The organism is Gordonia sp. LMA484, assembly GCF_058129505.1.
In genome coordinates this window covers 4,189,687-4,202,702 of sequence record NZ_CM176700.1, presented here as the reverse complement: position 1 = coordinate 4,202,702, position 13,016 = coordinate 4,189,687, and the positions used below count along the sequence as shown (strand labels likewise).

The 13,016-nt window shown below is 64.4% G+C and carries 13 protein-coding genes; 6 read left to right on the top strand and 7 right to left on the bottom strand.

Annotation, left to right across the window (positions count from 1 at the left end; all coding sequences use genetic code 11):
- Positions 1 to 371: 371 nt before the first annotated feature.
- Genes AC4AMJ_RS18580 through AC4AMJ_RS18560 form a run of 5 tightly spaced genes read right to left on the bottom strand, consistent with a single transcriptional unit; the run spans position 372 to position 5,174 of the window.
- Positions 372 to 1,079: an SDR family oxidoreductase gene (locus AC4AMJ_RS18580; protein WP_489913807.1), complete on the bottom strand. Its 708-nt coding sequence runs from the start codon at positions 1,077 to 1,079 to the stop codon at positions 372 to 374.
- A 16-nt stretch (positions 1,080 to 1,095) separates the two neighbouring features.
- Positions 1,096 to 2,073, bottom strand: a complete 978-nt coding sequence (locus tag AC4AMJ_RS18575; RefSeq protein WP_489900763.1) for an NADPH:quinone oxidoreductase family protein — start codon at positions 2,071 to 2,073, stop codon at positions 1,096 to 1,098.
- Positions 2,074 to 2,077: 4 nt separating this feature from the next.
- Positions 2,078 to 2,860 (bottom strand): enoyl-CoA hydratase/isomerase family protein, encoded by a 783-nt coding sequence (locus tag AC4AMJ_RS18570; protein ID WP_489913805.1) that lies wholly within the window; start codon positions 2,858 to 2,860, stop codon positions 2,078 to 2,080.
- Positions 2,857 to 3,876 carry a phosphotransferase family protein gene (locus tag AC4AMJ_RS18565; RefSeq protein WP_489913803.1) on the bottom strand — a complete coding sequence of 340 codons (1,020 nt, stop codon included), beginning with the start codon at positions 3,874 to 3,876 and terminating at the stop codon, positions 2,857 to 2,859. The genes AC4AMJ_RS18570 and AC4AMJ_RS18565 overlap by 4 nt, the downstream gene beginning before the upstream one ends.
- The gene (locus tag AC4AMJ_RS18560) at positions 3,873 to 5,174 is read right to left on the bottom strand and encodes an acyl-CoA dehydrogenase family protein (RefSeq protein WP_489913801.1); all 1,302 of its coding nucleotides are present in this window, start codon (positions 5,172 to 5,174) and stop codon (positions 3,873 to 3,875) included. The genes AC4AMJ_RS18565 and AC4AMJ_RS18560 overlap by 4 nt, the downstream gene beginning before the upstream one ends.
- 86 nt (positions 5,175 to 5,260) lie before the next feature.
- On the opposite strand from AC4AMJ_RS18560, the gene AC4AMJ_RS18555 reads away from it, so the two are divergent.
- Positions 5,261 to 5,716 (top strand): VOC family protein, encoded by a 456-nt coding sequence (locus AC4AMJ_RS18555; RefSeq protein ID WP_489899555.1) that lies wholly within the window; start codon positions 5,261 to 5,263, stop codon positions 5,714 to 5,716.
- Positions 5,700 to 6,365 carry a TetR/AcrR family transcriptional regulator gene (locus AC4AMJ_RS18550; RefSeq protein WP_489913799.1) on the top strand — a complete coding sequence of 222 codons (666 nt, stop codon included), beginning with the start codon at positions 5,700 to 5,702 and terminating at the stop codon, positions 6,363 to 6,365. Before AC4AMJ_RS18555 ends, AC4AMJ_RS18550 begins: the two co-directional genes overlap by 17 nt.
- A gap of 293 nt (positions 6,366 to 6,658) precedes the next feature.
- On the opposite strand, the gene AC4AMJ_RS18545 is transcribed toward AC4AMJ_RS18550, so the two are convergent.
- Complete coding sequence (locus tag AC4AMJ_RS18545; protein ID WP_489913797.1) at positions 6,659 to 7,252, bottom strand: TetR/AcrR family transcriptional regulator; 594 nt, start codon at positions 7,250 to 7,252, stop codon at positions 6,659 to 6,661.
- Positions 7,253 to 7,535: 283 nt separating this feature from the next.
- On the opposite strand from AC4AMJ_RS18545, the gene AC4AMJ_RS18540 reads away from it, so the two are divergent.
- Genes AC4AMJ_RS18540 through AC4AMJ_RS18525 form a run of 4 tightly spaced genes read left to right on the top strand, consistent with a single transcriptional unit; the run spans position 7,536 to position 12,546 of the window.
- A complete protein-coding gene (locus tag AC4AMJ_RS18540; RefSeq protein ID WP_489918464.1) occupies positions 7,536 to 9,077 on the top strand; it encodes an acyl-CoA synthetase in 1,542 nt (513 codons plus the stop codon).
- Positions 9,078 to 9,113: 36 nt separating this feature from the next.
- Complete coding sequence (locus AC4AMJ_RS18535; protein WP_489899558.1) at positions 9,114 to 10,568, top strand: aldehyde dehydrogenase family protein; 1,455 nt, start codon at positions 9,114 to 9,116, stop codon at positions 10,566 to 10,568.
- Positions 10,569 to 10,588: 20 nt separating this feature from the next.
- Positions 10,589 to 11,656 carry an NAD(P)H-dependent amine dehydrogenase family protein gene (locus AC4AMJ_RS18530; RefSeq protein WP_489913795.1) on the top strand — a complete coding sequence of 356 codons (1,068 nt, stop codon included), beginning with the start codon at positions 10,589 to 10,591 and terminating at the stop codon, positions 11,654 to 11,656.
- Positions 11,657 to 11,706: 50 nt separating this feature from the next.
- Complete coding sequence (locus AC4AMJ_RS18525) at positions 11,707 to 12,546, top strand: mycofactocin-coupled SDR family oxidoreductase (protein WP_489913793.1); 840 nt, start codon at positions 11,707 to 11,709, stop codon at positions 12,544 to 12,546.
- A gap of 156 nt (positions 12,547 to 12,702) precedes the next feature.
- Here the strand turns inward: AC4AMJ_RS18525 and AC4AMJ_RS18520 are convergent, their stop codons facing one another.
- Entirely contained in the window at positions 12,703 to 12,993 is a 291-nt protein-coding gene (locus AC4AMJ_RS18520; protein WP_489899561.1) for a GIY-YIG nuclease family protein, read from the bottom strand.
- Positions 12,994 to 13,016 lie beyond the last annotated feature (23 nt).

Genomic DNA, 13,016 nt, shown 5'->3' with positions numbered 1-13,016 from the left:
TGGTCGAGTAACCCTACCCGCTCGTCGTCTACTCGATCAGCGGTTGGTGGTCGAGTTGCCCCGCTCGCTGGTCGAGTAGCAGCGAACGGAGTGAGTCGCGTATCGAGACCTGATGTGATGGTGGTGATCTCGATACGGTGCCTCGCCTGGCGGCTCGGCGCCTACTCGATCAGCGGTGGGTGGTCGAGTGGCCCGACCCGCTGGTCGAGTAACCCTACCCGCTGGTCGAGTGGCAGCGAACGGAGTGAGTCGCGTATCGAGACCCGATGTGGAGGTGGTGATCTCGATACGTCTCCGCGCTGCCGCTCGTCGTCTACTCGATCAGCGGAGGGGCGCCATGGCCGGGAACGCAGCGGACGCCGTTGGATCGATCAGGGTAAGGCCGCCGCGACGTAAGGAGTGGGTACCTGACCCAGCTGAACGACGAGCTCGGTCCCTGATCGCTCGCCGAGGAGAAGGCCTTCGACGGCCTCGGCAACCTGATCGGCCGTCAGCATCGGAATTCCGGCGGCGTTGAACCCATCTCGGCCGGCTGCGGTCAACGGTGTGTCAACGAGGCCAGGGCACACGGCGTTGAGGCTGATCCCCTCACGTGCCAGCGTGCCGGACATTGCGCGGACGAGACCGATGACCGCGTGCTTGGTCATGGTGTACACGATGTCTTGCTCGACACCTCGCAACGCTGCCAGCGAGGCCGTGATGACGATGGAGCCGTGGCCTTGGCGACGCATCACCGGCAACGCAGCTCGTAGTCCCCACACCGCGGCGTGCTGATTGACTCCGACGACCGTGTGATAACGGATGGGATCGAGCGTCGCCAGGTCTTTGTCCACGCAATTCATCCCGGCGTTCAGCACGAGCATGTCCAGGTGGTCGCCGGCCGCGGTGACGGCTGCCTCGGACGTCGCGGGGTCGGCGAGGTCGCCGACCACCGCGATTCCGCCGACGGCGGTGGCCACTTCCTCGACAAGCGGGTTGCGGTCGACGACGACGCAGCGCGTGCCGGTCGCCGACAATCGATATGCGGTGGCGGCACCGATGCCGCCCGCAGCACCGGTGATGACAGCAGTCGTGTTCATGCGGTCTCCTCGCTGGTCATGTCGCGCTCTCGGCGCGGAGGAGGATCTTCCCGACGGCCCGCCCGTCGGCGACCGTGCGCAGGGCCGACGCGGTCTCGTCGAGGGAGAACTCCGCGCCCACGTGGGGTACGACCCGACCGGAGGTGAGAAGTTCTCGCAGCTCTTCGTCGTTGCGGGCGAACTCGTCCGCCGCGATGTCGCCGAATTGGAACCCGACGATCTGAATCCCCTTGACCAGAACCAGGTTGAGTGGGATTCGCGGAATCTCGCCCGATGCGAAGCCGATCGTCACGAATCGGCCACGGCGACGCAACGAGCGCAGGGCTGGTTCCGACAGAGGGCCACCGACCGGATCGATCACTGCGGCCGCACCCTGGGGGAGTAGATCCTTCAGGGCGGCACGCACATCAGTCTCTCGGTGATTGATCAGCCCCGTCGCTCCGTGCTGCTTCGCTGCGTCGAGCTTTTCCTGCGACGAAGCCACGGCAATCACTTCAGCACCGCGAGCATGACCCAGGCCCACGGCCGCGAGGCCCACGCCACCGCCGGCGCCGAGAACCACGATCGGATCGCCCGCTTTGATCCGGGCAACGGACCGTAGTGAGTGGTAGGCGGTGCGGTATGCGACGCCGGCCGCGGCCGCCAGGCGGGTGTCGATGCCCTCCGGAACATGGCTGAGTGAACGCGTCTCGGTCACCACCTCCTCAGCGAAGGCGCCGAACAGCCCTGTCCCCATCGCCCGGTCACCGACTGCGAACCCGGTGTCTTTGCTCCCGACTTCGGTCACGACGCCCGCGAACTCGCTTCCGGGCACGAACGGCGTCGGGACCTTGATCTGATAGTCATTGGCGACGACGAGCACATCGGGGAAGTTGACCGCGGCGTACTCGACCCGGACCCGCACCTGACCGGCCTCGACAGTGGCTGAAGGGATCTCGGTGACTGTCACATTCTCCGGAGGACCGTGGCGCTCGCACACCGCCGCTCGGAGCATCACGTCAGTGGCCTTTCCACTGAGGCTCCCGCTTCTCCATGAACGCGGTCGCCCCCTCGATCGCGTCCTTGCTGGTGAACACCACGGAGTGCCAATGCGACAGCCGCCCGGTGACCTTCGTCGGGTCGGTCACGGCCAGCCGCACCAACTCCTTGCAGGCGGCCAGACTCAACGGTGCAGATGCGCCCACGCGGCGCGCGTAATCGAGGGCAGTTGCCATGAGGTCGTCGGCGTCGACCACCGCATTCACCAGTCCGAGGTCATAGCCCCTTTGGGCACTGATGAATTCGCCGGTCATGGTCATCTCCAACGCGGCGCTGAGCGGGATTCGAGTCCCGATATTTGTGCCGCCGCCGCCGGGGAACAGTCCACGCTTGGCCTCCGGAAGCCCGAATCGCGCGTCCCGGCACGCGATGATGAGGTCGCATCCGAGGAGGAGTTCGAGACCTCCGCCGATGGCGGCACCGTTGACCGCGGCGATGACCGGAATTGATGTCTCGCCCCGGGCGAGGCGGTGATAGCCCCCGGTGCCTGGGTCTGCGCCGCCCCCGATGTCGCTGCCCTCGGAGAACGCCCGCAGATCCATGCCCGCACAGAATGCCCGATCTCCGCTGGCCGTCAGGACGATGGCCCGGGTGCCCGGGTCGCTCTCGGCAGCGATCAAGGCATCACCGATGGATCGGATCAGGCTGCCGGTCAGAGCATTCCGCGCGTCGGGGCGGTTGAGGGTGAGTACCACGATGTCGCCGTGGCGCTCGCTGATGAGCTCGTCTGTGGCGGTGGTCATGAGCGGTACTCCGTCGACTCGGCGAGTTCGGCGGCCGACCGCATCAGGTCGGGCACGATGGAACCGAAGGCCTGAAGCTTGTGATCATCCCCGGCCCGCTGGTATCCACGTTCCAGGACGATCGCCAGCTTCCACTTCGCCAGCACGAGGTAGTAGTCGAGGTCGTCGACCTGCCGTCCCGACACCTCCGCGTAGTGCTGCACCATCTGGGTGCGAGATGGCATGCCGCGCAGGTCGACATAGCTCACTGTCGACGCGGATTCGGACATGGTGTCCTCGGGCCAGCTCTGCACCATCCACGCGAGATCGAGTTTCGGGTCGCCGATGGTGCCCATCTCCCAGTCCACGATGGCGGCCATGCGTGCCGGCGCATCTTCCCGGAACATCACGTTGGCGAACTGATAGTCGCCGTGCATAAGGCCGGGAATGTAATCGATCGGACGGTTCTCCTGCAGCCAGCGCGTGGCGACGTCCATACCGTCGAGTTCGCGGCCCTTGATGCGGTCGAAGAAGGAGGTCCACCGCCCCACCTGACGTTCGTGGAATCCGTCCGGACGCCCCAGGTCGTCGAGTCCTTTTGCGCGCCAATCCACCTTGGAGAGCAGTGCGATGCCCTCGGCGAGCTGATAGCCGAGGTCGGCACGCAGCGCCAGGTCGCTGGTGAACGGTTCCTTCCACTTCTTGTGATCCATCGGGGACCAGCCGTCGACGAAGCCCATCAGGTAGAAGGCCCGGCCGAGCACGGAGGTGTCGTCACACGCCGCGATCGCGGTGGTGTGCGGTACGTCGGTTCCGTCGAGCGCCTCGATGATGCGCCACTCGCGGAGGATGCCCTTGTCCCGGTCGGCCGGCGCCGCGGCTGGTGGGATACGGATGACACAGCGTTCCTCGCCGCGGCGGATCTCGTAGATTTCGTTCTGCGTTCCACCGGAGAGGAATCGTGCCTCGATGGGCTCGCCCTTGCCGGGCAGTCCCGTGCCGTCCATCCAATCGGCAAGGCGTTCGATGTCGATCATTGGTTACCTACTTCGTGTTCGAGGAACTCGGCGTACTTCTCGCGTGCGTCGGCTTCCAGTTTCGGAATCCATTGGGTGGGCCACATGTCGTCCGTCGGGGAGTGGTCGCGGAGGACCTGCTTCGCGACGGTCATCTTGTGCACCTCGGTCGGTCCGTCGGCCAACCCCATGACCCCGGCGCCGTGGATCATCGTGAGGAACGGCATCTCATTGGTGACGCCGAGCGCTCCGTGGACTTGCATGGCGCGCCAGGCGATGTCGTGCAAGACCGTCGGCATGACCACCTTGGCGGCGGCGATGTCCTTACGAACCTTCTTGTAGTCCTGGTACTTGTCGATCTCCCAGGCGGTGTAGAGCACGAACAGCCGGAATTGTTTGAGTTGCGCGTACGAATCGGCGATGTAGCCCTGGACGAACTGCTTGTCCGCGAGCTTGCTTCCCGCCGTCACGCGGCTCAATGCTCGTTCGCACATCATGTCCAGAGCCTTCTGGGCAAGTCCGATCGTCCGCATCGCGTGGTGGATGCGGCCCCCACCCAGCCGTGTCTGGGCGATTGCGAATGCGTGCCCCTCGCCACCGAGCAACGCTTCCGCGGGTACCCGTACGTCGTTGTAGCGGATCAGTGCGTGTGAGCCGCCGTTCATCGGCTCGCCGTAGAGGCCGACGTTGCGGACGATCTCGATCCCGGGTGTGTCGGTCGGCACCAGGAACATCGACATGCCCTTGTACGCGCTGACGTCTGGGTTGGTCACCACCATCACGATCAGGAACGACGCCGTCGCCGCATTCGAGGAGAAGTACTTCCACCCGTTGATGATCCAGTCGTCGCCATCCTGGACAGCCCGCGTCTCGAACATCGTCGGATCTGCGCCCGCCTGCGGTTCGGTCATCGAGTACGACGAGAACATCTCACCGTCGAGCAGTGGACGTAGATATCGCTCCTTCTGCGCGTCGGTGCCGAAGTGCGCGATGATCTCCGCATTGCCGGTGTCGGGTGCCTGGCAGCCGAACACGATCGGTGCCCACGACGAGCGGCCCAGAATCTCGTTGAGCAGCGCGAGCTTCAGCTGACCGTGGCCTTGCCCCCCGAGCTCGGGGCCGAGGTGGGTGGCCCACAGGCCACGCTTGCGCACTTCGTCTTTCAGCGGGTCGATTGCCTTGCGTCGTGCACCGTCCAACGGGACGAACTGTTCGTGTGGCCAGATCCGGTCGAGCGGCTCGACCTCGTTGCGAACGAACTCTGCGGCCCAGTCCAGTTGCTCCTGATACTCCGGGTCGGTTTCGAAATCCCATGCCATTTGCAACTCCTCTCCTCGAATGAGAATATAGTTCTCGTGACACAGAATGCAATTCTGGATCGTCGAAACCGTATTCGGAGGCCGATATGAACGGCGAGGATCTCTTCCACCTGGGAATCGTCAGCGCCGACACCGCGGCCACGCGCGAGACGATGGCCGGGCTGTTCGGGTATTCGTGGGGGCCGACGATCGATTCTGATCTGAGTGTCGGCACGCCGTCTGGCGACCTCTCGGTGTCGATGTCGTGTGCCTTCACGATCGAGACGCCACGCATCGAGGTCATCCGAGAGGTGCCGGGCACACTGTGGTCAGCAGGGTCGGGAGTTCATCATCTCGGATACTGGTCGGACGATGTGGATGCCGACCTCGCGGCGGCCGAGGCGGCCGGATTCGTGTGCGAGGCGACGCGCGCCGGACCCGGCGGCACCACGTTCTTCGCGTTCTGCCGCAACCCCGATGGGGTGCTCATCGAACTCGTGACGCGTGCGGCGGCGGCGGGTATGGCGCAGTGCTGGGCAGGTCCGGATGTCGTCCGATCGTGATCCACCGGCGGTGGCCGTCGCCGCGGCTGCGGTCGAAGGTTCAGGGGTCGCACGGCGTTTCGCATCGCGGGCCGTGGCGAACCGCGAGGCCGCCTACGCGGCGGAGGTGGGGCGCCTCATCGACGCCGGTCGCGAGGTGATGGCGACGGCCGGCCAGTCCGGCAGGCCACGGGTGGCCGACATCGTTGCGGCGGCGGGTCTCTCCAACGACGCGTTCTATCGCCATTTCCGGTCCAAGGACGAACTCGTCGCGGCGATCCTCGAAGACGGCGCCGATCGACTGCACGACTACCTGGCCCATCAGATGAGCAAGGAGACGAACCCGCGCGATCGGGTGGTGCGATGGGTGCGCGGTGTTCTCGCACAGGCTGATGCCGAATCGGCGCGGACGACCCATGCGGTGCTCTGGAACGCGGGCACCGCGAACGGCGGAATCATGACATCGCCGCCGTCGGTGGGTGCCCGGCTCGCCGAGCTGCTTCATGAACCATTCACCGAATTAGGAAGTGCTGAGCCACTTCTCGAAGCACAGCTGGCCGCACACGCGACCCTCGGTATGCTGACCGATCACCTGTGGCGACAGGCGCAGCCTGCGTCTGACGATGCAGAGCGGATCGTCGATGCCCTGCTGCGGATGGTCGGGAAATAGTAAACGACTGCCAATCGTCGCGTGCCCTTCGTGACGCACGCTCACTTCGTTCGCGGGCTCCTCAGGGGGCGGGGGTTGCGAACGCTCACGTCGTTCGCGGGCTCCTCTGGGGGCGGGGGATTGCGAGTAGTCTTACCGGTCCCTGAGGAACCCCGGAGCGTTAGCGGAGGGGTGTCACGAAGGGTCGGCCCTTCGCGACGCACGCTCACTTCGTTCGCGGGCTCCTCTGGGGGCGGGGGTTGCGTACGCTCACTTCGTTCGCGGGCTCCTCTGGGGGCGGGGGTTGCGTACGCTCACGTCGTTCGCGGCTCCATCGACAGGCGCGTGAGGAGACGCTCGATGTAGGCCTCGACGTCGGCGTGACCGCGCGTCATGTCGACGCCCTCCTCGTTGGCCATCAGTCGGGCCAGGCTGCTGAGCGCCATGGCCATCACGACAGGTGGATGGTCGTCGAGATCGATGCCGTGTGCGCGGAGGACCATGGTGACCACGGCGCTCTCCATGTCGCGGATACGCTCCGCGAGGGCCTTCAACTCGGCACCGATCACCTTGCGGTGATTGGCAAGTGCCATGAGTTCGGTGCTGAGTCGTCCCGCTTGACGATCACTGTTGAGTGTCCACAGTGTCCGAAGGGGATCGCTGTCGGAGAGTGTGCGACGTTGCCGCTCGAGGATGGCCTCGGCTTCTCGCCGGATCAGTGCGACGAACAGGTCATCCATCGTGGGGAAGTAGTAGTAGACGAGCGCCTGCTTCACGCCTGCCCTGGCAGCGATCTTCCGCGACGTCGCAGCGGCATACCCCTCGCTCAACATGATCGCGGCCGTAGCGTCGAGGAGACGGGATCGCGTTGCCGAGTCCGGGTCTCCTCTGCCGGCTGACTGTGCCATTCCCGAACCCTAACATTCCTGATCGATCGATCAGGGTTCGCATGTTGGTTACTGCTGTCTGTTGAGGTGAGCGGTGAGAGTGCGAGGTCGTCGAGGAAGCATCTGCGCTGGTCAGCAATGAGAGTCGCTCTTACCGGGCGCGCGGCTGACGGATGATCGAGGTGCGGCGCGAATGCGGAATCAGATCGGGAAGCCCTTGTCGATCGAATTAAAGAATGTCATTCTGATGCAGTAAGAAGTCAGTTCTTCTCGCGAAGGGGGTGTCGACGTGGTCACCGCGCCGATGACGCTCGCCCATCACGCGCACAGGACGCCGGCGAAGCCCGCGATCGTCATGGGTTCCGGGCGTGAGACGGTGACGTTCGCCGAACTCGATCTCCGATCACGCCAACTCGCCCGCGCGTTGCGGGACAGGGGGGTTCGGGTCGGTGACGTGGTGGCGATTCTCATGGAGAACAACCGCGCTTACCTGGAGGCGACCTGGGCAGCACAGCGCAGCGGGTTGTATTACACGGCGATCAATCGACATCTGACCTCTGCCGAGGTCCAGTACATCCTGGATGACAGTGGAGCCGTCGCATTGGTGGCGAGCGAGCAGATGTCAGATGTACTCGCCGGTTTGGACCTGAGTCGGATCGGTATTCGGATCTCGGTGACCGGTGACGTCGATGGCTTCGATTCGTACGAGAGCATCCTGCGAGAGACCTCATCCGGCCCACTGCCGGATGAGTATGAGGGCCGCGAGATGCTCTACTCCTCAGGCACCACCGGCCGCCCGAAAGGGGTTCGCAAGCCGCTGCCGGGAACGTCTCTCGGCGATCCGTCCGCACCAACCGTGCAGATCGCCGCCGGGCTGGCGATGACCGGTGACACCGACGAAGCGGTCTATCTCTGTCCGGCTCCGCTGTATCACGGCGCGCCGCTGGTGTTCTCGATGTCATGGCAGCGGCTGGGCGCGACTGTGGTGGTCATGGAGCGTTTCGATGCCACCCAATGCCTCGAGCTCATCGCAACACATCGGGTCACCTCCGGGCAGTTCGTACCGACGATGTTCACCCGGCTCTTGCGGTTGTCGTCAGAGGAACGCGAGCGTCACGACCTGTCGAGCCTCACAAGTGTCGTCCACTCCGCCGCACCGTGTCCGATCGAGGTGAAGCAAGCCATGATCGACTGGTGGGGGCCGATTGTGAGCGAGTATTACTCGGGCACCGAAGACATCGGAACCACGTTCATCACCTCGCAGGATTGGCTGACACATCGCGGGTCCGTAGGGCGGCCGATGGAGAAGTGTCACATCGTTGGGCCGGACGGTGAGGAACTGCCGCCGGGCGAGACCGGTCAGGTGTACTTCGAGGGCGGTCGCCCGTTCGAGTACCACAACGATCCCGGCAAGACCGCGGCGGCAGCAAATGGCAGGGGATGGCGCACGATCGGCGACATCGGCAGGCTCGATGAGGACGGTTACCTCTACCTGACCGATCGAGCCGCCCACATGATCATCTCCGGTGGGGTCAACATCTATCCGCAGGAAGCCGAGAACGTCCTTGCGACACACCCTGCCGTCGCCGACGTGGCAGTCATCGGAGTGCCGGACCCTGAGATGGGCGAGGCGGTCCGCGCGGTCGTGCAAGCCGTCGACCCCGCGTGCGCCGGTGATGAGTTGGCAGCCGAACTCATGGCCTTCGTCCGATCTGGGATCGCCGGCTACAAATGCCCTCGCGCCATCGATTTCGTCGATGCGTTACCCCGAGATCCCAACGGCAAGCTCTACAAGCGCATAGTGCGTCAACAGTATTGGGCCGATCACGAATCGCTCGTGGTCTGACGCCTGAGGACACCCGACACAAGTGAGGTAAGCAGGATGGTTGTACAGACGATCGTGGACGATCTCCAGAAGCGTCCGGGCTACGGCGACGTGATCCCGGTCATCGACCCGGTGAGCGAGGAACAGATCGCGGAGTTCACCGATGGTGGGGTGAAAGCTGTCGACGAGGCCGTGGCGAGGGCCCGGGAGGCATTCGAATCGGGCGTGTGGGCCGGTAAGCCCGGCAGTGAACGAGCGAAGATTCTCTGGCGCGTCGGCGATCTGATCGACGAGCGCGCCGCGGACCTTGCCGAACTCGACTCGTTCAACACCGGGATGCCGGTCGACCAGGCGCAAGCGATCATGGGCACCGCCGCGGAGATGTTCCGGTATTACGCCGGGTGGTGCACGAAGATCAGTGGTATCGCGCACGACATCCAGATGACGGGCGGCGTGGCCCAGCTGTTCTCCAACGCCCATGGCTATACCCTGCGGGAGCCCTACGGTGTTGTCGGACTGATCTTCCCGTGGAACGGGCCCGTCTTCAACTGGGCCACCAAGCTGGCACCCGCCCTCGCGGCGGGGTGTAGCTGCGTGGTCAAACCGGCCGAGGAGACCCCTCTGTCGGCGGTCCTGTTACACAAGATCCTCGACGAGGCGGGCATTCCGGAGGGGGTCGCCAATCTCGTTCAGGGATACGGCCACACGGCAGGCAAGGCCCTCACCGAGCACCCGGACGTCGACAAGATCGCGTTCACCGGCTCCACCGACGTCGGAAAACAGATCGTTGCCGCCGCGGCCGGGAACCTCAAGCGGGTGACCCTCGAACTGGGTGGCAAGTCCCCGGTGCTGATCTACGACGACGCCGACCTCGACACCGCGATCCTCATGGCGTCGATGGGCATCTTCATCCATTCCGGGCAAGGCTGCATCTGCGGGTCGCGGATCTTCGTCCAGCGCGGGGTCTATGAGCAGGTCGTGGAGGGAATCGCCGGTGTGGCGAACGGCCTGCAACTCGGCGGGCCCAAGGAGGAGAACGTCCACATTGGCCCGTTGATCAGCGAGAAGCAGCTCAAACGCGTGATGGGTTTCATCGACGAGGGCAAGAAGGACGGCGTCGAGGTGGTGACCGGCGGGCATCGTCTGGACCGGCGCGGCTACTTCGTGCATCCCACAGTCGTGACCGATGTCGACCCCGCGATGCGGCTTTTCCAACGCGAGATCTTCGGTCCGGTGGTCGCGGTGCTTCCGTTCGATGATGACGACGAAGTGATCGCGATGGCGAACAACTCCGATTACGGCCTGGCCGCCACCGCATGGACCAATGATGTGAGCCGTGCCCACACTCTGGCAAAACGCCTGCAGGCCGGCACAGTCACCCTGAACTGCCAGATGGTCTACGACCACGCCATGCCGTTCGGTGGCTACAAGCAGTCCGGTTGGGGCCACGAGTTCGGCCGCGAAGGAATCGAGACATACCTGCAGACCAAGACCGTCTACACCAAGATCTGACCGGGGACAGGACATCTCACATGGCTGACAATCACGTCTACCGTGTCGTGCAGTGGACCACCGGCAACGTGGGCAGGAGCTCGGTCGCGGCGATCGCAGCGAACCCCGACTACGAACTCGTCGGCTGCTACGCCTGGTCGAGTGGCAAGGTCGGACGCGATGTCGGCGAACTCGCCGGCGTCGGAGCCCTCGGGGTGACGGCGACCGACAATGTCGCCGATCTTCTTGCGCTCAAACCCGATGTCGTGGTCTACAACCCGATGTGGATCGACGTCGACGAACTCGTCCGCATCCTCGAGTCCGGTATCAATGTCGTTGCCACAGCCTCCTTCATCACCGGCCACAACCAGGGGGACGGGCGCGCGCGTATCGCCGACGCCTGCCTGCGTGGAGGGTCGAGCATGTTCGGTTCCGGTATCAGTCCCGGATTCGTCAATCAGCTGTCGATCGTCGCGGCCGGCATCTGCGACCGCGTCGACCGCATCACCGTCAACGAGGCCGCCGACACCACCTTCTACGACTCCCCGGAGACCGAGAAACCCGTCGGCTTCGGCCAACCTATCGATCATCCCGACCTGCAGGCGATGACGGCGCAGGGGACCGGGGTGTTCGGAGAGGCGGTGCGCATGGTGGCCGACGCGCTCGGGGTCGAGCTCGACGAGGTGCGTTGCGACGCCGAATATGCCCAGACCACCGAAGATCTGGACCTCGGGTCGTGGACGATCCCGGCGGGTTGTGTGGCAGGCGTCCACGCCAGTTGGAAGGGCATCGTCTCCGGGAAGACCGTTGCGGAGATCAACGTGCTGTGGCGCAAAGGCCAGACCCTGCAGCCGGATTGGCAGATCGACCAGGATGGTTGGGTCATCGAGGTCGCCGGGCGGCCGACCGTCACGATGAAGGTCGGTTTTCTGCCGCCGCCGGACTTCGAGGCGACGACCATGGAGGAGTTCATGGTTCTCGGGCACATCATGACCGCCACGCCACCGTTGAACGCGATCCCTGCGGTGGTGGCGGCACCGCCCGGGATCGTCACCTACACCGATCTACCGATGATCCTCCCGCGCGGCGTCGTGTCGGTGCCGGCGTAGGGATCCTGATAACCAACGAATGCTCCAACACACAGAGAAGGGTGGGAATCATGGCGGGACGTTTGGAGGGCAAGGTTGCCTTCATCAGTGGAGCGGCACGAGGGCAGGGACGCAGCCACGCGGTTCGCCTGGCCGAGGAAGGTGCGGACATCATCGCCGTCGATGTGTGCGGACCGGTCACTGCCGACTCCGCGATCGCGGCCGCCACACCGGCGGATCTTGCTGAAACGGTCGAGCTGGTGAAGGGCCGCAACCGACGGATCGTCGCGGCCGAGGTGGACGTCCGAGACTTCGATGCACTCAAGGCCGCAGTCGACAGTGGCGTCGAACAACTTGGCCGACTCGACGTGGTGGTGGCCAATGCCGGCATTGGCAACGGCGGAGAGACGTTGGACAAGACGAGCGAATCCGACTGGCAGGACATGATCGACGTCAACCTCGCCGGCGTCTGGAAGACGGTGAAAGCGGCGGTGCCGCATCTGCTGGCGTCGGGACAGGGTGGCTCTGTCGTATTGACGAGTTCGGTCGGAGGCGCCAAGGCCTATCCGAACACGGGACACTACATCGCCGCCAAGCACGGCGTGCTGGGACTCATGAAGAGCTTCGCCGTCGAATTGGGTGAGCATTCCATCCGGGTGAACTCGGTGCTGCCGACGAACGTGAACACACCGATGTTCATGAACGAGGGCACGATGAAACTCTTTCGGCCAGATCTGGAGAACCCGGGTCCCGACGACATGAAGATCGTGGCCCAGATGATGCACGTGTTGCCGATCGGCTGGGTGGAACCCGAGGACATCAGCAACGCGGTGTTGTTCCTGGCGTCTGACGAAGCCCGCTTCATCACCGGAGTGGCGCTGCCCGTCGACGGCGGGAGCTTGTTGAAGTGACTCGTCTCGCCGGTCGACCCCCACAAGCGATCGATATCGCTTGTGGGGGTCTCGATGCGCTCGCTCGCTGGCGCTCGCGGGCTTACTCGACCGGCGGTGGGGCACGATTTTCGTTGATCGAGTAAGTGAGGAGCGCTAGCGACGAGCGTATCGAGATCACAAGGGGCGCTTGGGCTTCTTCGCCAAGGCAGGCAAGTCATCGAACCTGCCCTCGATCAACGCCCGACGCTTCGCTCTCGACCAATTCTGTAGCCGCTTCTCGAGAGCGAATGCCTCGCCGACATTCTCGAACTCTTGGTACCACAGCAGCTGTACGGGCCTGCGCGTGCTTGTGTATCGAGACCCGAGTCCGTTGTTATGCTGCTCGACGCGCTGCTCGAGGCTTCGTGTGCTCCCGACGTAGTAGCTGCCATCTGCACACTGGAGGATGTAGACGTAGGCGGTCATGGAAGCACTGTCCGACAGATCAC